The organism is Winogradskyella poriferorum (genome assembly GCF_050618035.1).
Lineage (GTDB): Bacteria > Bacteroidota > Bacteroidia > Flavobacteriales > Flavobacteriaceae > Winogradskyella > Winogradskyella poriferorum_A.
Genome location: NZ_JBODPY010000004.1, coordinates 116581 through 135788, shown reverse-complemented (window position 1 = coordinate 135788; position 19208 = coordinate 116581). Strand labels below are relative to the sequence as shown.

Genomic DNA, 19208 nt, shown 5'->3' with positions numbered 1-19208 from the left:
AATAAGATTAATTAATTTTTTTAAATGCATCAAGAGTTATTGTTTATTTTTGCAACGAAATCTGGTTCACTTTTGTTTTTAAAGTGATTAAAAGGGAATCTGGTGAAAATCCAGAACTGTTCCCGCAACTGTAAGCTGTAAAGCTTGTTATTACACTTCTTGTCACTGGAATTTTATTCTGGGAAGACCAATAACAAGACGCAAGTCAGGAGACCTGCCAATTTCAACATAGAAGTCAAACTTTCGGGATAAAAGTTTACGTATAGTTCGCTGTATGTTCTCGAGCAATTAAATTAAAATGAACAAAACAACATGGTTTTGCATACTTTTTATAGGTATGCTGAGTACCGGATTTTCGCAAACACAAAAAGATTCGGTAAAAGTAGAGGCACTCGATGAAGTGGTTCTAACAGACACACGTTTTGCCTTAAAACGTGAAAATTCTGGTAAAACGGTTATTAAGATTTCAAGAGAAGAAATTGAAAGAAATCAAGGAAGAACAGTTGCAGAATTAATCAACACTAAAAGTGGTATGGAAATTAATGGTAGCCGCAGTGTAGCTGGTCAAAACTTGGGCTATTTTATTAGAGGCGGTAACAACAGACAGGTATTGGTTTTAATTGATGGTGTACAAGTCAATGATCCTTCGTTGGTTTCAAATGAATTTGATTTACGATTATTGGATTTAAATACTATTGAATCTATTGAAATTGTGAAGGGTGCGTCTAGTACACTTTATGGTAATGCTGCTGCAACGGCCGTAATTAATATTACAACAAGGAAAGCTTCAAAAAATAAGATTTCAGGAAGTTTTTTAAGTATTGTTGGTACTAACCAAACTCAGGACGATCTTAACAACAACATTGCAAGTTTTACAAATAATGTTTCAATAAATGGCACTTTAGATAAACTATCTTATGTGGCTTCATTTGGAAATCAATTTCAAAATGGTCTATCGGCAGCCAAATCAGAAAATCCTGAAAGAGACCCATTTTCGAGATATAATACGAGCTTAAAGTTGGGCTATGAGATTTCTGAAAAATTAAAGATCACCGCTTTTACCAGTTTTGACAAATTTAAAACGGACATTGATGGTTTTCCACCACCTAATTTTACTTTAGCAGACACACCAGACACTTTTGAATCTGAACAATTTCGTTTTGGGATTGCACCAGAATTTAAATATAAGAACGGTAGCTTTAATGTAAATGCCGCAATAACTCAGATTGATAGAGAAACGGTTTCAGCATTTAGAACTGTAAATGAGGCTGAAAGTATTGTTGTAGATGCTTTTAACAAATATGTGTTTAATGATACATTTTATACGATCGTTGGTTTAAATTATGGTGATTATAACAGCACTTTTGCCGAAGAAGAGAGTTTTACCAATACAGATCCCTATTTAAATGTGGTATACGTCTCAGATTTTGGGTTAAATATTAATGCAGGTGGACGACTTAATAACCACAGTGAATATGGCTCTCAATTTGTTTATAATCTAAATCCTTCGTATAAAATCGATTTGGATAATGGTTATGCAAAAGTGTTTGGATCTTATGCGACCTCTTTTATCGCACCTAATCTTTCGCAGTTGTTTGGATTTTTTGGAGCTAATCCAGATTTGGAACCTGAAGAAAACTTAACTATCGAAGGTGGATTAGAATATAGCACTAATAATGGTGTACGTTTCAGTGGTGTGTTTTTTAATAGAATGGAAGAAAATACAATCATTTTTACATCTGCATATGAAAATGCATCAGACGATGCTACAGTTCAAGGGTTTGAAGTGGAGGCAGAAATAAGCATAATTGATAACTTAGATTTCTCTGCAAACTATACATTTACCGAACTTAAAGATGGTGAGCGTATTAGATTGCCTAAGCATAGAGCTAACGCTAATCTTGGCTACGATTTCTCAAGTCGAACTTATGCTTCTATAAATGCGCAGTACGTTGGTGAAAGAAGTGACTTGGATTTTGCTACTTTTAGTAATACAGATTTGGAAGCCTATACACTTTTAAATCTCTATGTTAGTCATAAGGTACTTAATGATAAGCTCAAAATATTTGTATCCTTTGATAATATTCTTAATGAAGATTACTTTGAGATATTAGGATATACAACAAGAGGGCGAAACATAAATTTAGGATTTAATTTAAATCTTTAAGAGTATTATGGCACTTAAGAATCCGTATTACATGAATGCATTGGATATTTATACGTCCAATTGTAAAACTTCCCGGCTTGAGATTTTTCAAGAAAAAATAAATGACGCTAAATTAATGGCGATGCCTTTAATGAGTTGGGATATATATATGACGCATTACTACGCTGAGATTGAAACTTCATTAAAACGTATTGAACTTGAAATGGTTATATCGTTTGCTCAAAAATTCAATTGGATGAATGATATTAATAAAGCATTTGAAACAAATGAGTATGAGGCATTAATTATTACAGATAATAAACAAAATATCATTTGGGTAAATAATGGGTTTACGCAAATGACCGGATATTCAAAATCTTTTGCTTTAAACAAGACACCTAGATTCCTACAGGGTAACAAAACTTCTATGCATACAAAAAAGCGTATAAGACAAAAAATTTCTGAGAATAAACCTTTTAGAGAAGTTATTATAAACCATAAAAAGGATGGGTCTACTTATAAATGTGAGGTTAAGATATTACCTCTATTTAATAAAAATGAAACCACTCATTTTATGGCATTCGAAAAAAGAGTAGGATAATTAAAAACAAAAAAGCCACCTTCATGGGTGGCTTTTTTTATTATTTCTCGATATACATTTCCCGTTCTAGAGGATGTATTAATTTAGACATATTAGCTTCGCGCAAAGGCTCATTTTGCATACTAATTTGATCAGCGTTTCTTCCAGACACTCCTGTAATCTGAAAAATAGCTTCAGCGAGTAAAGGTTCATCCACATTTCCTAAAATACCTAAGTTACCAGGAAATTCAGAAAGTTCTGTATCTGGTGCTAATCCATTTGCTGGTACTAGTTGATCATTAACATTAGTTGAATTAGCCACTAGAGGTTGCATAGCATAGGTATGACTAGGATTAATATTTTCAGTTGAAAAAAGTGTCGGAGAATCGTAAACCGTTAGTGAGGCTTGTGTTTTTCCCGCAGTATTTTCTCCAATAACTACAACATCAATATATGGGCTTAAACTATTTATAAGGAGCTCACTTGCAGAAGCTGTTCTTCTATTTGTAGTCAACACATATACTCTAGATAGATTTAAACTGTTTAAATTACCACCACCTTCAAAACTATTAGTAAATAGATAATCTCTATTAAGGCTTGATAAGTTGTTATTATACATAAGTTGTGAATAGACCTGGCCATTAAACTGTCCAGTTACCATACTACCTAAATATGCCGCAGATTGTACCGAACCACCACCATTGTATCTCAAATCGATAACTAATTCGTCAATATTAGCATTTAAAAAAGTTCCGAAGGCATCGTTAAGTTCGTTATCAAAATTACTCGTAAAACCATTATAAACAAGATATCCTATTGTTGTATTACTTACTTCTAAAACTTCTGTAAGGTGAACAGGGTTTTCAACATAATTCTCACGCGTTAATGTGGTACTTGCACCATTTAATTCTATAGTGTCGTCATCAGCATTGGGTGTGCCATTATCGTCATAATCTGCAAAATTTAAAGTGTAAGTGCTAGTGCCTAACAGACTGCTAAGATTTTCTGTATTTAGATTTTGGCCATTAACTGCTCTAAATATCAGACCACGTTCTAGGCCTTGACTCGATGCTACACTATTATTTAAAACCAAGGTTATTGCTCCAAAAACTTCCGTATCACTTCCAGGAACAAAATATAGATTGAACTCTATACCATTAGAGAGTGTATTCCCTTGCAGTAAATTTTGTAAATCAAAATAATTAGAAAATAATCTACTGAATCTATCTATACTAGATGGATCATATAGTAAAGAGAAAAATATATCTTCTGGAGTTTCAAAACTATTGAGGTAGTCCGCATATTCTTGGTCAGAATCAAATCGATCATCTGCAAGATCAGGAATCTGCTCTTTGTATAGGTATACGGCATTCATACCTTTCCAAATGAAATCTGTGATTTCAGATGCACTAATTGCATTATCATCAGCATCCTCAAAACAGCTGGTTACTGTTATGAGCATTAATGTACTTAGTAGTAAGGCTTTTATTTTAATATTGAGACGTATGCCCAATAGAAGGGTCCAAAAATTCTTAGAATTTTTCATGGTTTTTCTTTTAAATATAGCAATGTTTTACTTCAGTCTGTAAAACTCTAAATTTACTTACATTATTGTGAAAAAAAAAATTTGTAACAAAATGTAATGTGCATCGTCGTAATGTTGAAGAAGAGCTAAAACTCCCTTCACCACCAATCAAAATGTAATGAAACAAGCAGATTTTGTAAGCTTAGTAATGCCTTTTAAAGATAAGGTTTTTCGTTTGGCGAAACGATTGTTAGTGTCCACGGAAGAGGCCGAAGATGCAACACAAGAAATTTTGCTAAAGCTTTGGAATAACAAAGAGAAGATTGGTGAGTATAAAAATGTGGAGGCCTTTTCGATGACAATGACTAAGAATTTTTGTTTAGATCGATTAAAATCAAAACAGGCACAGAATTTAAAAATTGTTCATAGTAATTATACAGACAATAGCTCCTCATTACAAAAGCAAGTTGAAACAAAGGATAGTGTAAGCTGGGTGGCAAGAATAATGGAAGAATTACCAGAACAGCAAAAGATAATAGTACAGCTGAGAGATATTGAACAATATGATTTTTCTGAAATATCTAAAATGTTGGACATGAATGAAACAGCAATTAGAGTAGCATTATCGAGAGCACGAAAAACAATAAGAGAAAAATTAACTAATACACATAGTTATGGTATTAAATAATATAGAAAAGCTTTTAGAAAAATATAACGAAGCAGAAACTTCGGTGAAGGAGGAAGCGCAATTAAGAGCCTATTTTAATGGAGATGATGTTGCACCACACCTAGAACACTATAAGCCATTGTTTCAGTATTTTTCTTTAGCACAAGAAGAACAGTATACGAAGGACGTTCCATTAAAACCTAAAAAGAGAACCGTATTTTATCAGTGGATTTCTGTCGCAGCAGTTGCAGTTCTAATGTTAAGTATCTTCATTCCTAATTGGTCTGGTGGTCAAAAATCTCTTGCAGACTATTCACAAGAGGAACAACAAATGTATCTGGAAGCTAAAGAGGCATTAGCCATGCTTTCAAATAATTTCAATCAAGGAACTACAAGTTTAAATACATTAAACGTAGCTTCTGAGAATTTTAATGTTGGCTTGGAAAAAGCAAGTCACCTTACAGAATTCAACCAATCAACAAACAAATTATTAAAGAATTAAGAATTAAAAATTAAAAACAAGAAATCATGAAAAAAGTAGTAATAGTTGTAGCGATGATGTTTGCCTCGATCACAGCATTTAGTCAAAGTGTATTTGATAAGTTTGAGGATCTAGATGGTGTAACGTCAGTTATTTTAAATCAGAAAATGTTTAAGATGTTAGCTACTATGGGAGTGGATATTGATGATCCAGAAATGAAAGAATATGCTGAAATGGCAGGAGGAATAACTGGTTTTAAAGTATTTACCACAGGAGATGAGAAAATTTCTGCTGACATGAAGGCTACAGTAAACAGATATTTAAAGTCTTCTGATCTTGAAGAGTTAATGCGTATTAAGGATGGAGATCAAACGGTAAAGTTTTATGTAAAAGAAGGTAGAGATGATAACCACGTAAAAGAATTATTAATGTATATCAGTGGCCTTAAGGAAATGACAAAAGGTAGTAACATCGAAATTAATGGTGAGAAGCGTGAATTCGAAACCGTAGTTATGACCTTAACAGGTGATATTGATCTTAGACAAGTTTCAAAGATTACTAACCAAATGGATATCCCAGGAGGTGAGCAATTGAAAAAAGCAGGTCAGAAAAACTAAAACATAATGAAACAATCAATCAAAAAATTAATGGTAATGTTGCTTTTGGTTACGGCTTTTACAAGCTGTAACCAAGGGCCTACTTTACAAACGTATTATGTAGATAACGAATTACAGCCAGGTTTTTCGTCTTTTGATGTACCAACGAGTGTGGTAAATGTTGAAAAAGTCGAAATGACAGATGCACAAAGAAAAGCTTATAATTCGGTTGATAAACTTAATGTTCTAACTTTTGTTTTAAACGAAAACAATGTAGAGGATTATAAAGTAGAACTTGGAAAGGTAAACACCATACTAAAGAATCCTAAGTACGAAGAATTAATGCGTACTAATCTAGATGGATCTAAAATCGTTGTAAAGTTTCTTGGAGAATCTGAAGCGAGTATAGATGAACTCATTCTTTTTGGAAGTTCCAATGAGAGAGGTTTTGCTATTGCGCGAATCCTTGGAGATAATATGAATGCCGGACAATTGATGCAGTTAGGTGATGTACTACAAAATGCTCAAATAGAAGATTCTCAATTAAAAGGCCTAACAGATTTTTTTAAATAAACTGACACTTATTTAAAATGTTAATAGAATCGTCTTGTTGCTAGTCTTCAAAACGATTTTTTTTGTTCTGAACCGCAAAATAAAATCCTGTAAAAACAAGGGTCAAGAAGCCAACCACAATAATAAATTTGATGATTAAATAGTCTAGTACATCAAATAAACCCCCGGTAAAAAAACCTAGAGTAATTATTAATACAAAGGTAAGGGCAATACTATTTCGACTTGTCGGGATCCACTTTATCATATGCCAGTATAATTACTTGGTGTAATAGCTTTTAATTCGGTTTTTATATGATCCGAAACTTCTAATGAATCAATAAAATTTGAAATAGAATGTTGAGTTATAGCTTCATTAGTGCGTGTAAGCCCTTTTAATGCCTCGTATGGATTTGGATAATTTTCACGTCTTAGAATCGTCTGTATAGCCTCTGCAACAACAGCCCAATTGGCTTCTAAATCTTGCTCAAATTTTGTCTCGTTAAGCAATAGTTTACCAAGACCTTTTAAAGTTGACTTAAATCCAATTAAAGTATGTCCAAAAGGGACACCCACATTACGTAATACCGTACTATCTGTTAAATCGCGTTGTAATCTAGAAATAGGTAATTTAACTGCAAGATGCTCAAAAATAGCATTGGCAATACCCAGGTTTCCTTCACTGTTTTCAAAATCTATAGGATTTACCTTGTGAGGCATTGCAGAACTACCAACTTCACCTTTCTTTATTTTCTGTTTGAAATAATCCATAGACACATAGGTCCAAATATCTCTATCTAAATCTATGATGATTGTATTGATGCGCTTTAAAGCATCAAACAATGCGGCCATATGATCATAATGTTCTATTTGGGTCGTTGGAAACGAGTGTTGCAATCCTAATTTTTCTTGCACAAATTGCGTTCCAAAAGCTTTCCAATCGATATCAGGGAAAGCAACTTTATGTGCATTGAAATTTCCTGTTGCACCACCAAACTTTGCAGCACTTGGTACATCATTCAATAAATTAAACTGTTCTTTTAAACGTACGGCAAAAACCTGAATTTCTTTTCCTAATCGCGTAGGTGAGGCTGGTTGACCATGTGTTCTGGCCAACATAGGTACATTTTGCCATTCCTTAGAAAGTTCTTCAATCTTTTCTAAGAGAATAAAATATTCTGGGACATAAACAGCATTCATAGCATCCTTAATACTTAAAGGAATCGCGGTGTTATTAATGTCTTGCGAGGTTAATCCAAAATGAATGAATTCTTTATAATCTGAAAGTCCTAACGCATCAAACTTCTCTTTTATGAAATACTCGACTGCTTTAACGTCGTGATTAGTGACTTTCTCAATATCCTTGATGGCATTAGCATCTTCGGGAGTAAAGTTTTTATAGATGTTTCTTAAATCCTCAAAAAGTGTATTTGAAACTCCATCTAATTGTGGTAAGGGAATTTCGCATAGTGCAATAAAATATTCGATCTCTACAAGTACTCTATATTTAATGAGTGCTTCCTCAGAAAAATACTGAACAAGGGCGTCAACTTTAGATCTATATCTGCCATCTATAGGCGAAATTGCATTAAGGGATGTAATTGCCATCTATCATAAAATTTGAAACCTCAAATATAACGAAGTTGGGTAAGAGTACTTGTATGGAAAATGGATTTTTATGAATCGATTTTAGCCAGAATATGTCTTGCCCTTGCTTTGTACCCTGAACTTTGATGCGGATAGTCTTTTTGAAGTATATTTTTTAATTCTGGATAGATCCAGGAAAATTCTGTCCCCAAATAATACAGAGCATTCATACTATACGCTTTTACAGCAATTTTTTCGTTTCTAATCATCCAATCAAAACAGCATTCTACAATGGCTTCACGATGAATCTTATTTAAAGCCTCCTTAATTATTAGATCTTGTTTTTTGTAATATAGTTCAATTAAAATTTCAATGATTTTGGCACAGGGTCTAGTGGTGGAGTCTAACTTTAATCTCGAGATATTCGATGTAAAATAATCAAGGTGTGGTAAAATGATTGTAATATCATCTTTACAGGCAAATTCGAATACCCATGCCGCTCTAGACGAAAGTTTGTCATCGACCATAAAGACTATCTCTAAAATGGGCTTAATCAATTCCTTCTGATCAATAACCATATTGGCGTATTTAGACCTACAAACTCGGGTCGCACTCACATAATTTAATTCTTTATAAAGTTGATCTTTTGTCAAAAGGTTTATTAATTTAACAGTTCTAAATTAATCAAAATGCCATGATAAAAAAACTCATCAAAAATGCGTTATTAGCGATTCTTATAGTCTTTACAATTGCACAATTCTTTGGCCCTGTAAAAAATGATGGTGATTTGGCTTCCATTGAGGGGTTTTTGGTAGATACAAATCCTCCCGAAGATGTCAAACTCATTTTAAAAAATGCCTGTTTCGACTGTCATAGTGACCATACGAGATACCCATGGTATAATAATATTACTCCAGTTAATTATTGGTTAGCCGATCATATTAGACATGGTAAAGGCGATTTTAACGTTTCTAAATGGAATGACTACTCCGAAAAAAAGAAAGATCATAAATTAGAAGAATTGGCTGAAAAAGTTGAGGGCAGGCACATGCCTTTACCAAGTTACACTTGGACACATAGTGATGCTAAGCTAACAGATGCTCAAATTGAAGCGGTTACAGCTTGGGTGCAAATGGCAAGATTAAAATACGCCTTCGTTAAGGATCCGGAGTAGTCTTGTGAGTTGATTGTTTAGGGTTATCTAATGAGAAATCCAACCCTTAAAATTATTATTTAGAATTTTTCTAAATAATTTTTTTTTCGATTTAATCGTATGTAAATTTGCCCTTCAATACAATCACGCTAGACAAAAACAGCAATTGGGTTTAAAAAAGATCATTTTTATTGGCTTTTTATTTATGATGTTAGGTACCGTTTCAGAGCTGTATCTGCTAGATCACTACGAAGATACGCTTCAGTTTATTCCAATCCTTTGTATAGGCTTATTATTACTATTGGTCTTTGTTTTGTTTTTCTATCGCAGTCGTTTCTTAAATCGAGTATTTAAAATATTACTTGTACTTACGGTATTAAGCGGTGTCTATGGTACTTTTTTACATCTTCAAGCTAATTACGAGTTTGAGCTAGAAATGACACCATCACTGGGTGGCTGGGACTTATTTATTGAGAGTTTATCTGGTGCTTTACCAGCTTTAGCGCCTTTAAGTATGGTTGTATTAGCAATTATCGGTTATTCATATTTAATCCTTATAAATCAAAAACAATGAGAAATATTAAATCTTTATTAATTGTATTCGTATTAGTTACAGCGTTTATGATGTCTTGTAAAAATTCTGAAGCTGAAGCAAAAGAAGAAACATCCACGACTGAAGTGTCAGACAACAAAGCTTCTGAAGAAGTGAAAACTGAAACAAATGAGGCTAAAGGTGTTTTAAACGCTAACTTGGCCACCGAAGCAGACCTTCAAGGATTAGGGTTGCCCACTGAAGTTATTGCAACAATTCTAAACAACAGACCATTTTTAGATATGATGGATCTAGATAAAATGCTTATGGATAGCAATAAAGATGAATTGTATAAACAAATGTTTGTTCCATTAAACCTAAACACAACAGCAGAAGCGGATTTTAAAATCATTCCTGGTGTTGGTGACCGAATGGCACACGAATTCGAAGAGTATCGTCCATACACAAGTGTAAAACAGTTTAGAAAAGAGATTGGTAAGTATGTTGACGAAGATGAGGTAGAACGTTACTTAAATTACGTATTTGTACCTGTAGAATTAAATACAGCATCAGAAGAGGACATTAAAGCTTTACCAGGAGTTGGTAAAAAAATGACCCACGAGTTTGAAGAGTATCGTCCATATAAAAACATGGAACAGTTTAGAAAAGAGATCGGTAAATATGTTGATGATAATGAACTTAAGCGTTTAGAGCGTTTGGTATACTTAAAAGACAATTAATTGTAAAAATGGTGAACGGTTATTACCATTTATACCATAAAAGTTTTAATTTAAGAGGTTGTTATGTCTAGTAGCAACCTCTTAATTGTTGGATTTGTTTGGCCAGAGCCTAAAAGTTCGGCCGCAGGCAGTCGCATGCTTCAACTTATTGATCAATTTCTGGCGCAAAGTTATGAGATTACCTTTGCTTGTGCTGCAAATACTTCAGATAACACTTATGATCTATCCCAGCTAGGTGTGCAAACACAAACCATAGCCCTTAATGATGCTTCCTTCGATAGTTTTATCACTAAGCTTAATCCAGATGTGGTCCTCTTTGATCGTTTTATGATTGAAGAGCAATATGGCTGGCGTGTTGCAGAACATTGTCCAAATGCCTTGCGAATTTTGGATACTGAAGACTTACATGGACTCAGAAAGGCTAGAGCGCAAGCTCTTAAGGCAAATGAAACTTATGAATACAAACATCTCCTTAATGATTTTACTAAACGAGAAATTGCTAGTATATACCGTTGTGATTTAAGTTTAATCATTTCTGAATTTGAAATGAATTTACTAACTCAGCATTTTAAGATAGATTCAAAGCTTCTGCTTTATTTACCGTTTTTGTTAGAGGCTATATCTGATACAGTAAAAGCCCAATTTCCGACTTATGAGCATCGTAGTAATTTTATGATTATCGGTAACTTTTTACATAAGCCAAATACTGATGCTATACTACATTTAAAAAAGTCTATTTGGCCAGTTATTCGAAAGGCTCTACCAAAGGCTGAAGTACATATATATGGTGCTTACAGTTCTGAAAAAAGTTTACAATTACATAATGAAGACGAAGGATTTATTGTAAAGGGTGGTGTAGAGGAGGTAGATCCAATAATGAAAAACTATAGAGTATGTTTAGCACCTTTACGATATGGTGCAGGTTTAAAAGGAAAAGTGTTCGATGCTATAAAAAATGGAACACCTTGCATGATGTCCCAAATTGCTGCTGAGGGTATTTTTAAAGTTGAAGAAGCATCCTTACTAATAGAGAATGACCCTATTGAGTTTGCAAACAAAGCTATTGCATTATTTACTAATCCTAATACATGGGCTGAAGCACGTCAAAAGGGGTTCGAAATTTTAAGTACAAGATTTGATAAGCAAACTTTCGAAGCGAATTTTAAAGAGAAATTGAATTATATCACATCTAATATCGTTTCACACAGAGAAAGCAATATTATTGGTCAAGTATTATCACATCAATCCATGAAAAGTACCAAATACATGAGTAAATGGATTGAAGCAAAGAACAGGGCTAATTAATCCTTAGAAAAGAGTGTACTAAGTTGTTTACCAAGTACTCCTGCGACACCACCGACTATGCCACCCACAAGACCTGTAATGACTAAAAGTAATGTTGTATTACCCTTTAAATCTAATAATACTGCGATTTTTTCTGCAAGAATAAAATCATTGCTAGAGCCGAGTGTATAACTATAGACGACCCACAAAATAAATATCGAAAGAAAAGGCACAATGAATACCGCTAAGCGTTTTAGCGGTAATAAAAAACCTGTAATTAAGGATGCTACCATTACAGAATACCAATCCATAAATAAGGACAAAACAAGTGCAATTACAATAGTGATAACAAAATTTAGAATGTTCCTATTCATTTTTAAGAGGTATTAAAGTTTGTGTTCCGATGATGCCTTCGTTAGCATTACCATTTTGAATAAAATTTAGTTGGTGATAATTTCCTTTAGCCCAATCGTCTATAAAATTGTCATAGTATTTGCTTCCTGGGTTTCCAGATTGTCCACCAGGATAAATACCGATGGCTGTTGGAGGAGATGTCATTTCTACAATCATTCGCCATGAAGGGCCATGGTTTTCTGAAGTTGCATTTACAATATTACGATCACCACCTATTGGAATATCAAATCTAGAAAATGCTGGTAAAGCTTGTAGTAAATGACCAGCATAAGTCGCTTTATAGGTGAGCCAGTTATAATTACCTTTTTCCTCTTTAATTTCATTAAGTCTTACCACGGCCTCCTTAAATGCAATTAAGAAAAGATCTTTTGCAGTTTCAGTTTTGTCTTCTGTTTCTATGATATCCATAAATTTATGGTCACCATGATTTTTAAGTAAGTAAATGGTCTGATAGGTATATGGTTTTGTTAATGCTAATTCCTCATCATCCAATTCGTCCCATAATAAATTATAAAGTTTACCGTACCATTGTCTCCATATGCTAGGACCCACTTCAGTAATATCATTATTATATTGCCAAGTTTTAATGGCTTTAAAAACTACGAGTTCTTCTTCTGTTAGTTGTGACTCTTCAATTTGATTGATCATATAAGGCAACAATTCAGAGGCTTTGAGATTGTAATTATTATTGTGTAATGCCTTAAAATCGTCTACACTAAAAGTGTCCTTTGAATTAAAATAATCATTTATAACCCGATTTCTATAGGTCTCGTAGCCATCATTAAAAATGTAGAATGGATAGTTCTCATCGACAGGGTGTTGGTTAGCTGAACTGACAAAACCTCTCTCAGGATTTTTGGTGTGCGCATTAAACTTTTGTGGTATATAGGATTGCCAATCATTCTTTGGATCACTTCCATCCATTAAAAATTTACCCTGACCTTCCCATTTATTGGCAAATTTACCTTGAATCCATAAAGCAATATCACCTTCTGTTGATGCAAAAACAAAGTTTTGTGCAGGTGCATTCCAATATTGAAGTGCATTGACGTAGTCGTCATAATTTTTGGCACGATTAAGCTCAATAAAGGTTTTTTGATTATTTCCACCATCGTGGCCTATCCATCGCATGGCATAACCAGAACGTCCATTATCCGATCTAAAATTTTTATCATACACAACAGGCCCATGGTGAGTATATAAAACAGAATCCTTAAAGCTTTCTTTGCCTCTAATTTTAATGTCTTCAACACGCACTTTTACGTCTTTCCAACCCTGATCATATTTATATTTTGTTCGGTCCTCATTAAATTCAATCTTATACCAATCTATAACATCGCGTGTGGCATTAGTTTCTCCCCATGCAATGTATTGGTTAAAACCTGATATTACGCTGAGTGCACCAGGAATTGTAGCTCCAAAAGCATTGTGTTCTGGAGTACTTAATTGCATAACAAACCAGATTGCAGGAAGGTTTAATCCAAGATGTGGATCATTGGCCAGAATTGGATTTCCTGTTGTGGACTTTGAACCTGAAACTGCCCAATTATTACTACCATTATCTGGATGCGGTTTCTCAATCGTTTCTGAAATGGTATCTAATACGGCTAAACTACCTGGTGTTGGAGTTTGGGCTACATCAACGAAACTCCAGTCTGTTTCTTTGGGAATTACAGGATCTGTAATATCGAAGAAATCTGGAAATAGCAAGTCAAAATCTTTTTGACCAATTTTTTGTAATACGTTAGTATACTCTAAGTCGTCATCATAACCTGCAAGCATCTTGGTCATATACATTAGTAATAATGCTGTTTTCTTTGGTGACCAACTTTCAGGTTTATAGTCTAACATTTTATATTCGACAGGATAATCTACAGGATCGAGCTGTTCGATATAGGCATTAACGCCATCTGCATAATCTTGAACAAAGCCTAAGGTTTCTCTATCAAATTCTTCCATATAAGCGATGGCTTGATCAGCTCCGTAACCCATGCCACGACGACGTTCAGAACGGTCATATTCTAAAGCGCCTTCACCAAAGATTTCAGACAATCGTCCTGCTGCCGCATGAGTTTGAAATTCGAGTTGCCATAGACGATGTTTTGCGGTTAGATATCCTTGAGCTTTATACAAATCGTGCTCGTTTTGTGCAAAAACATGTGGGATTAGGTGTTCATCATAATGAACAGTCACGGTCTCTGATAGGCCCTTTATCATGATATCACCTTCAATGATATCATCACCTTCATTTTGCCATATACCTGTATATGGGTTTAAAAATTTTCCTATTGGAGGTATTGAACCAAATTTTGTATTGAGTGCATAAAAAATTCCTATGGTGAGTACCAAGGAAATTAGAATTTTGAGGTATTTCATTCGGTTTTGAATATTAGATTCAGAAAGATACCAAATAAAAATTATTCAATGGCAATTGAGTCTATTATCAAATTGAATTGTTCATTCCTTTTATTGGCAATTAAGAATGCGATTTCTTGCATCTGACTACCATTATAATTAGGAATATCAAGGCGATTACCTCTAAAAGAAGCATACATGACATCAAAAGGGATTTCTATGGTCTGCCATTCTCCATTCGTTTGGAATTCGTAAATGTAGGAGTATTTTTTGTAGAATTTATCTTTTACACGAAACTGATAGTTTTTTCCATCTCCTTTTAGTTTCAAAACAAATTTTGACTGATTAGTTGCTGCAATGGTATTAAAACTATGTCTTATGGATGAAAATCCGCCATTATTATCTAAGGAGACTGTACCATAAAATTGAGCATGACCCTCTTTATTTATTTTAAGGTTACCCATAGAACGTCCTCCCATAACAAAATCATCAACAACTGTCCAGCTTTTAATACGACTTGAAGGATTAAAATCAAAAATCATGATTTGTTGCATAAATAAAAGACCAATTAAGATGTGACCTAACTTCATCATATTACTTTCTGTAAAGATACAAGCACCTGGTCGCTTGGGATTCTATTTTTTGAAAACTTTATAAATTGGTCTTAAAAATCCGAATAGGCGTCTATAAAAATGCATGGATTTATAATAGGTTAATCTGTATAGCTTGTTTTGATATCTGGAAATCGAAAGTGTATCAGTGCGTTTATTGGGTTGCATTTGTATAAGTCCAAATCCGCCCCACATTTCTCTATAAAGACCATCATGATTAAACGCACCAGTTACAAAGTCTAATTCCACCTCATGCACAAAGGGATTTTTAGTGTAGTTGGGTAATGACATGCCTTTTCTACAAGTTGGATTAAAACTATCATGCATAATAATAGTTATTGTACTTTTTGGGAGAATTTGTAAAATATTTTCGATATCTGAAGCGACACCTTTTGTGCTATGATCACCATCAATGAGAATAAATTCAACCTTTTCGTCCGATTTATTTATTTCATCTACTAATTGAGGAAGTATGTCTTTTGAGTTTCCAATTAGATATTCAACATTTTTAAATTTTTCGCAACGTTCATCTCTTTGTTCAGGAGATATATCTATAGCATAGACTTTATCAGAAAAGCGACTTATAGCTTGTAAACTACCACCGTTAAACGTACCAATTTCAATGGCTACCTTGGGTTTAATTTTACCTAATAGTTGAATTAAAGTGCATTTTTCAGCAGTAGTCATTGACCATGGGATGGGATAATCTGATGCGATAAAATCTCTCATGAATTAACGAAGCACTAATTTCTTTATCAGGTCCTTTCCTAATGCTTCATTTAGCATACTTACAATCTTCTCACTGCCATAACTTAGTTCTTCTCTCAGTACACTAGAGCTGAGTTGCACGTAGAGTGTTTCTCTTTTAAGCTCGATAGCTGTTGTATAGTTATTTACACCATTACCCATTAAGTTTAACCATGCTTCACGGACATTGACCTTATCTAAACCAGATTGCAAATTATTCGATGAGACAAATTCTTTTAGAATATCCTGAATAGGTTGGTTATCATTATTACGTTTGGCCATGGATTAATCGGTTTTCTATTTACTCTTCAAATTCCAAGTTAATAGGCTGGTATCTTTTGTATAAATATACTACGTTATTGTCATTAACAATTTTTAAGGTCTCCTCTGAAGCAGAGAGTACAGTCTCATTCCAGTTGGCATAAGGTGTCGTATATTGAAGAATGAGTTGGTTGTTTTCAATTTTTGCAGAGATACCTTCGGCATCCTCAGAAGTGAAGTAAGTATCATTAAGACCAGGTTTCATTTTTTTTCTAAACCCTTTTAGGTTCTCATCGATCTTAATATAATCTAACGTTTCATTAATACTATATTCTCGTTTTGTTCCGTCGCTTAATATAACTTCTTGAATTTCCCAGTAGCCATTAATATGACGCAACAAGTTTTCAGGGTTTTCACTACAAGAGCTTACTATAAATAGAAGACAGAATAGTATTCGCCTCATAACTTAAAGATTTTATATGATTGATGAATCTGTTTAACTATATTCTCAGTGCGCTCGCCATGTGTGTCGCTGATAAAAATCTGACCAAAATGTTCATCGTCTACTAAGCTTATTATTTGAGCCACTCTGTTTTCGTCAAGCTTATCAAATATATCATCAAGGAGCAGAATAGGAGATACACCACTTTGCTGTTTTATAAAATCGAATTGTGCTAGTTTAAGTGCTATTAAAAAGGATTTTTGCTGTCCCTGACTTCCAAACTTTTTAATTGGAAAACCATCAATTAAAAATACCAAATCGTCTTTATGGATACCGACACTAGTGTATTGTAAAGCTCTATCCTTACTTAAATTCTGATCTAATAGTGAACTCAATTCCGCATTAAACAAATCACTTTTATAAGTGAGATTGATGGATTCACCACTTAAACTTATGGCATTGTAGCGTTGTAAGAAAATCGGAATAAAGGTTTTAAGGAAATCATCTCTTTTCTTAAAAATTTCCGCACCATAAGTGGCGAGCTGATCATTATATACTTCTAGATTATCAGAATTAAAGGTGCTATTAAGTGCAAAATACTTAAGGAGTGCATTTCTTTGGGAGAGGATTTTATTATAAGCTATTAATGCTGAAAGATAAGATTTGTCACTCTGTGAAATAACACTGTCTATAAATTTACGTCTTGTATCACTGCCTTCAATAATTAAATCACGATCTGCAGGCGAAATAATTACCAGCGGGATAAAACCAATATGCTCACTAAATTTCTCGTAGGCCTTACTATTGCGTTTTATAACTTTTTTTTGTCCTCGTTTTAGCGAAACAACAATTTTCTCTTCGCGTTCATTTTTTGTAAATCTCCCATCAATCACAAAAAATTCTTCACCATGCTTAATATTTTGAAGTGCAATGGGATTAAAATAGCTCTTACCAAATGCAAGATGGTATATTGCATCTAAAGCATTGGTTTTACCGATACCATTAGCACCTACAAAACAGTTGATTTTTGTATCAAAATCAAAAATCTGGTTTTCAAAATTTTTATAATTAACTAAGGATAGTGTATTAAGATTCATACAAAACGAAAAATTCGCTATAAATTGTAAATGCTAGTCAAGCATTTTGGGCAAAAAATTATTCAAAAATAACAAATAAATAGGCTTTTAAATCCCAATAAAAATTTTATTTTTGCGCACGCATAAATTGACATATTATGGCGACATATAAGAAAAGAGGCTACAAACCAAAAACTAAAAAAGAGAAGGTTGAAGTTGTTGAGGAAAACTCAACAACTGCTGAGGTGTTTAAGTCCTTAGACGAAGGTGCTTCAAAAACCGAAGAGTGGGTTGTAAAAAACCAGAAGTATATTTTTGGAATTATTGGAGCCATTGCAATTGTTGTTTTGGGCTTTTTAGGTTATAATAAATTTATAGCTGAACCAGCACAAAAAGAGGCAATGAATGAAATGTATCAGGCTAAGAAATACTTTGAAGAGGCTGTAAATGGTGTGGAATCTGATTCACTTTACAATATGTCATTAAATGGTGGAGAAGGTAAGTATGGTATGCTCGATATAATAAGCGAATATAGCGGAACACCTGCGGCGAATTTGGCTAACTATTATGCTGGTATGGCATATTTAAACCTTAAGGATTACCAAAACGCTATTACATTTTTAAGTGATTTTTCTAGTAACGATAAAATGCTTAGTCCAATTGCAAAAGGAGGTATTGGAGATGCCTTTGTACAATTAGAGCAATTAGAAGAAGGTTTAGAATACTATGACAAAGCTATTAGTGCAAATACAAACGAATTTACAACACCAATGTACTTATTGAAAGCTGCACGTGTTGCGATTGAATTAGGTAGTTTTGATAAGGCCTCAACGTATCTAAATAGAATCACAACTGAATTTTCTGGTTCTACTGAGGCAACACAAGCTGAAGTGTTAATTGGAAAAGTAGAGGCTAGCTTATAGACACATGGCAACTGCAAATCATAATTTATCAAACTACGATAAATCAACAATCCCAAACGCGAAGAATTTTCGGTTTGGGATTGTTGTTTCAGACTGGAACACAGAAATAACGGAAGGTTTGTGGCAAGGAGCTTTTGATGCTTTAATAGATTGTGGTGCCCAGAAAGAGAATATTGTTCGTTGGAATGTGCCAGGGACGTTTGAGCTTACATATGGTGCAGCTCGTATGTCTAAGAGTATTTATGCCGATTCTGGTATGCTAGATGCTATTATTGTCATAGGTTGTGTAATACAAGGTGAGACCAAACACTTTGATTTTGTTTGTGAAGGTGTCACGCAAGGCATTAAAGACTTAAATCTTAAAGGTGATATCCCAGTTATATTTTGTGTCCTTACAGACAACACAATGCAACAATCCATAGACCGTTCCGGAGGTAAGCATGGTAACAAAGGTACCGAGGCGGCAATTACTGCAATTAAAATGGCACAGCTTAGAAACGACACTAAGTAGACTCTTTTTTACGATTATCTCTTACTTT

22 protein-coding genes and 1 riboswitch are annotated in these 19208 nt (G+C 33.9%); of the genes, 12 read left to right on the top strand and 10 right to left on the bottom strand.

All coding sequences use genetic code 11. The annotated features are described in order from the left end of the window. The first annotated feature begins 45 nt into the window (after positions 1-45). A riboswitch (cobalamin riboswitch) is annotated at positions 46-236 on the top strand. A gap of 62 nt (positions 237-298) precedes the next feature. Then, positions 299-2167, top strand: coding sequence for a TonB-dependent receptor plug domain-containing protein (locus ACRHOC_RS10420; protein ID WP_431158577.1), 1869 nt, complete (start codon positions 299-301; stop codon positions 2165-2167). 7 nt (positions 2168-2174) lie between these two features. Then, positions 2175-2747 (top strand): PAS domain-containing protein, encoded by a 573-nt coding sequence (locus ACRHOC_RS10415; protein WP_431158576.1) that lies wholly within the window; start codon positions 2175-2177, stop codon positions 2745-2747. A 40-nt stretch (positions 2748-2787) separates the two neighbouring features. Here the strand turns inward: ACRHOC_RS10415 and ACRHOC_RS10410 are convergent, their stop codons facing one another. Then, positions 2788-4272, bottom strand: coding sequence for a S41 family peptidase (locus ACRHOC_RS10410; RefSeq protein ID WP_431158575.1), 1485 nt, complete (start codon positions 4270-4272; stop codon positions 2788-2790). A 157-nt stretch (positions 4273-4429) separates the two neighbouring features. On the opposite strand from ACRHOC_RS10410, the gene ACRHOC_RS10405 reads away from it, so the two are divergent. Genes ACRHOC_RS10405 through ACRHOC_RS10390 form a run of 4 tightly spaced genes read left to right on the top strand, consistent with a single transcriptional unit; the run spans position 4430 to position 6568 of the window. Beyond that, complete coding sequence (locus ACRHOC_RS10405; RefSeq protein WP_431158574.1) at positions 4430-4939, top strand: RNA polymerase sigma factor; 510 nt, start codon at positions 4430-4432, stop codon at positions 4937-4939. Continuing rightward, positions 4926-5420 (top strand): hypothetical protein, encoded by a 495-nt coding sequence (locus ACRHOC_RS10400; protein WP_431158573.1) that lies wholly within the window; start codon positions 4926-4928, stop codon positions 5418-5420. Before ACRHOC_RS10405 ends, ACRHOC_RS10400 begins: the two co-directional genes overlap by 14 nt. 26 nt (positions 5421-5446) lie before the next feature. Further along, a complete protein-coding gene (locus ACRHOC_RS10395; RefSeq protein WP_431158572.1) occupies positions 5447-6016 on the top strand; it encodes a DUF4252 domain-containing protein in 570 nt (189 codons plus the stop codon). 6 nt (positions 6017-6022) lie between these two features. Further along, complete coding sequence (locus ACRHOC_RS10390; RefSeq protein WP_431158571.1) at positions 6023-6568, top strand: DUF4252 domain-containing protein; 546 nt, start codon at positions 6023-6025, stop codon at positions 6566-6568. Between the two features lie 240 nt (positions 6569-6808). On the opposite strand, the gene purB is transcribed toward ACRHOC_RS10390, so the two are convergent. Beyond that, a complete protein-coding gene (gene purB / locus ACRHOC_RS10385; RefSeq protein ID WP_431158570.1) occupies positions 6809-8152 on the bottom strand; it encodes an adenylosuccinate lyase in 1344 nt (447 codons plus the stop codon). Between the two features lie 68 nt (positions 8153-8220). Continuing rightward, complete coding sequence (locus tag ACRHOC_RS10380) at positions 8221-8784, bottom strand: adenylosuccinate lyase (RefSeq protein WP_431158569.1); 564 nt, start codon at positions 8782-8784, stop codon at positions 8221-8223. 41 nt (positions 8785-8825) lie between these two features. Here ACRHOC_RS10380 and ACRHOC_RS10375 point away from each other — a divergent pair, with 41 nt between their 5' ends. The 4 genes from ACRHOC_RS10375 to ACRHOC_RS10360 all read left to right on the top strand — a co-directional run bounded on the left by ACRHOC_RS10375 (position 8826) and on the right by ACRHOC_RS10360 (position 11861). Further along, positions 8826-9305, top strand: coding sequence for a heme-binding domain-containing protein (locus ACRHOC_RS10375; protein ID WP_431158568.1), 480 nt, complete (start codon positions 8826-8828; stop codon positions 9303-9305). Between the two features lie 145 nt (positions 9306-9450). After that, complete coding sequence (locus ACRHOC_RS10370) at positions 9451-9858, top strand: hypothetical protein (RefSeq protein WP_431158567.1); 408 nt, start codon at positions 9451-9453, stop codon at positions 9856-9858. Next, entirely contained in the window at positions 9855-10556 is a 702-nt protein-coding gene (locus tag ACRHOC_RS10365) for a helix-hairpin-helix domain-containing protein (protein ID WP_431158566.1), read from the top strand. The genes ACRHOC_RS10370 and ACRHOC_RS10365 overlap by 4 nt, the downstream gene beginning before the upstream one ends. Before the next feature lie 63 nt (positions 10557-10619). Continuing rightward, positions 10620-11861 (top strand): glycosyltransferase, encoded by a 1242-nt coding sequence (locus tag ACRHOC_RS10360; RefSeq protein WP_431158565.1) that lies wholly within the window; start codon positions 10620-10622, stop codon positions 11859-11861. Here ACRHOC_RS10360 and ACRHOC_RS10355 read toward each other — a convergent pair. From ACRHOC_RS10355 to recF, 7 genes are read right to left on the bottom strand one after another with little or no spacing between them, the layout of a single operon-like run. After that, positions 11858-12214, bottom strand: coding sequence for a hypothetical protein (locus ACRHOC_RS10355; RefSeq protein ID WP_431158564.1), 357 nt, complete (start codon positions 12212-12214; stop codon positions 11858-11860). The genes ACRHOC_RS10360 and ACRHOC_RS10355 overlap by 4 nt on opposite strands. Continuing rightward, a complete protein-coding gene (locus tag ACRHOC_RS10350) occupies positions 12207-14630 on the bottom strand; it encodes a penicillin acylase family protein (RefSeq protein WP_431158563.1) in 2424 nt (807 codons plus the stop codon). The genes ACRHOC_RS10355 and ACRHOC_RS10350 overlap by 8 nt, the downstream gene beginning before the upstream one ends. Before the next feature lie 41 nt (positions 14631-14671). Then, complete coding sequence (locus ACRHOC_RS10345; protein WP_431158562.1) at positions 14672-15202, bottom strand: CIA30 family protein; 531 nt, start codon at positions 15200-15202, stop codon at positions 14672-14674. 42 nt (positions 15203-15244) lie between these two features. Continuing rightward, the gene (locus ACRHOC_RS10340; RefSeq protein WP_431158561.1) at positions 15245-15949 is read right to left on the bottom strand and encodes a class I SAM-dependent methyltransferase; all 705 of its coding nucleotides are present in this window, start codon (positions 15947-15949) and stop codon (positions 15245-15247) included. Between the two features lie 3 nt (positions 15950-15952). Further along, the gene (locus ACRHOC_RS10335; protein ID WP_431158560.1) at positions 15953-16249 is read right to left on the bottom strand and encodes a DUF721 domain-containing protein; all 297 of its coding nucleotides are present in this window, start codon (positions 16247-16249) and stop codon (positions 15953-15955) included. A gap of 19 nt (positions 16250-16268) precedes the next feature. Further along, on the bottom strand, positions 16269-16691 hold the full coding sequence (locus tag ACRHOC_RS10330; protein WP_431158559.1) for a hypothetical protein: 423 nt from the start codon (positions 16689-16691) through the stop codon (positions 16269-16271). Beyond that, positions 16688-17767, bottom strand: a complete 1080-nt coding sequence (gene recF / locus ACRHOC_RS10325; RefSeq protein WP_431158558.1) for a DNA replication/repair protein RecF — start codon at positions 17765-17767, stop codon at positions 16688-16690. Before recF ends, ACRHOC_RS10330 begins: the two co-directional genes overlap by 4 nt. Positions 17768-17904: 137 nt before the next feature. Between recF and ACRHOC_RS10320 the strand changes: the two genes are divergently transcribed. After that, positions 17905-18669 carry a tetratricopeptide repeat protein gene (locus ACRHOC_RS10320; protein ID WP_431158557.1) on the top strand — a complete coding sequence of 255 codons (765 nt, stop codon included), beginning with the start codon at positions 17905-17907 and terminating at the stop codon, positions 18667-18669. Positions 18670-18673: 4 nt separating this feature from the next. Next, positions 18674-19180: a 6,7-dimethyl-8-ribityllumazine synthase gene (gene ribH / locus ACRHOC_RS10315; protein ID WP_431158556.1), complete on the top strand. Its 507-nt coding sequence runs from the start codon at positions 18674-18676 to the stop codon at positions 19178-19180. Positions 19181-19208: the final 28 nt, after the last annotated feature.

What these genes read in the sequence shown, in the direction of transcription:
- ACRHOC_RS10415 (WP_431158576.1), top strand. Translation starts at nt 2,175, where the DNA reads ATGGCACTTAAGAATCCGTATTACATGAATGCATTGGATATTTATACG.
- ribH (WP_431158556.1), top strand. Translation starts at nt 18,674, where the DNA reads ATGGCAACTGCAAATCATAATTTATCAAACTACGATAAATCAACAATC.
- ACRHOC_RS10395 (WP_431158572.1), top strand. Translation starts at nt 5,447, where the DNA reads ATGAAAAAAGTAGTAATAGTTGTAGCGATGATGTTTGCCTCGATCACA.
- ACRHOC_RS10405 (WP_431158574.1), top strand. Translation starts at nt 4,430, where the DNA reads ATGAAACAAGCAGATTTTGTAAGCTTAGTAATGCCTTTTAAAGATAAG.
- ACRHOC_RS10345 (WP_431158562.1), bottom strand. Translation starts at nt 15,202, where the DNA reads ATGATGAAGTTAGGTCACATCTTAATTGGTCTTTTATTTATGCAACAA.
- ACRHOC_RS10355 (WP_431158564.1), bottom strand. Translation starts at nt 12,214, where the DNA reads ATGAATAGGAACATTCTAAATTTTGTTATCACTATTGTAATTGCACTT.
- ACRHOC_RS10400 (WP_431158573.1), top strand. Translation starts at nt 4,926, where the DNA reads ATGGTATTAAATAATATAGAAAAGCTTTTAGAAAAATATAACGAAGCA.
- ACRHOC_RS10375 (WP_431158568.1), top strand. Translation starts at nt 8,826, where the DNA reads ATGATAAAAAAACTCATCAAAAATGCGTTATTAGCGATTCTTATAGTC.
- ACRHOC_RS10340 (WP_431158561.1), bottom strand. Translation starts at nt 15,949, where the DNA reads ATGAGAGATTTTATCGCATCAGATTATCCCATCCCATGGTCAATGACT.
- ACRHOC_RS10390 (WP_431158571.1), top strand. Translation starts at nt 6,023, where the DNA reads ATGAAACAATCAATCAAAAAATTAATGGTAATGTTGCTTTTGGTTACG.
- ACRHOC_RS10350 (WP_431158563.1), bottom strand. Translation starts at nt 14,630, where the DNA reads ATGAAATACCTCAAAATTCTAATTTCCTTGGTACTCACCATAGGAATT.
- ACRHOC_RS10410 (WP_431158575.1), bottom strand. Translation starts at nt 4,272, where the DNA reads ATGAAAAATTCTAAGAATTTTTGGACCCTTCTATTGGGCATACGTCTC.
- ACRHOC_RS10330 (WP_431158559.1), bottom strand. Translation starts at nt 16,691, where the DNA reads ATGAGGCGAATACTATTCTGTCTTCTATTTATAGTAAGCTCTTGTAGT.
- ACRHOC_RS10335 (WP_431158560.1), bottom strand. Translation starts at nt 16,249, where the DNA reads ATGGCCAAACGTAATAATGATAACCAACCTATTCAGGATATTCTAAAA.
- ACRHOC_RS10320 (WP_431158557.1), top strand. Translation starts at nt 17,905, where the DNA reads ATGGCGACATATAAGAAAAGAGGCTACAAACCAAAAACTAAAAAAGAG.
- purB (WP_431158570.1), bottom strand. Translation starts at nt 8,152, where the DNA reads ATGGCAATTACATCCCTTAATGCAATTTCGCCTATAGATGGCAGATAT.
- ACRHOC_RS10365 (WP_431158566.1), top strand. Translation starts at nt 9,855, where the DNA reads ATGAGAAATATTAAATCTTTATTAATTGTATTCGTATTAGTTACAGCG.
- ACRHOC_RS10420 (WP_431158577.1), top strand. Translation starts at nt 299, where the DNA reads ATGAACAAAACAACATGGTTTTGCATACTTTTTATAGGTATGCTGAGT.
- ACRHOC_RS10360 (WP_431158565.1), top strand. Translation starts at nt 10,620, where the DNA reads ATGTCTAGTAGCAACCTCTTAATTGTTGGATTTGTTTGGCCAGAGCCT.
- recF (WP_431158558.1), bottom strand. Translation starts at nt 17,767, where the DNA reads ATGAATCTTAATACACTATCCTTAGTTAATTATAAAAATTTTGAAAAC.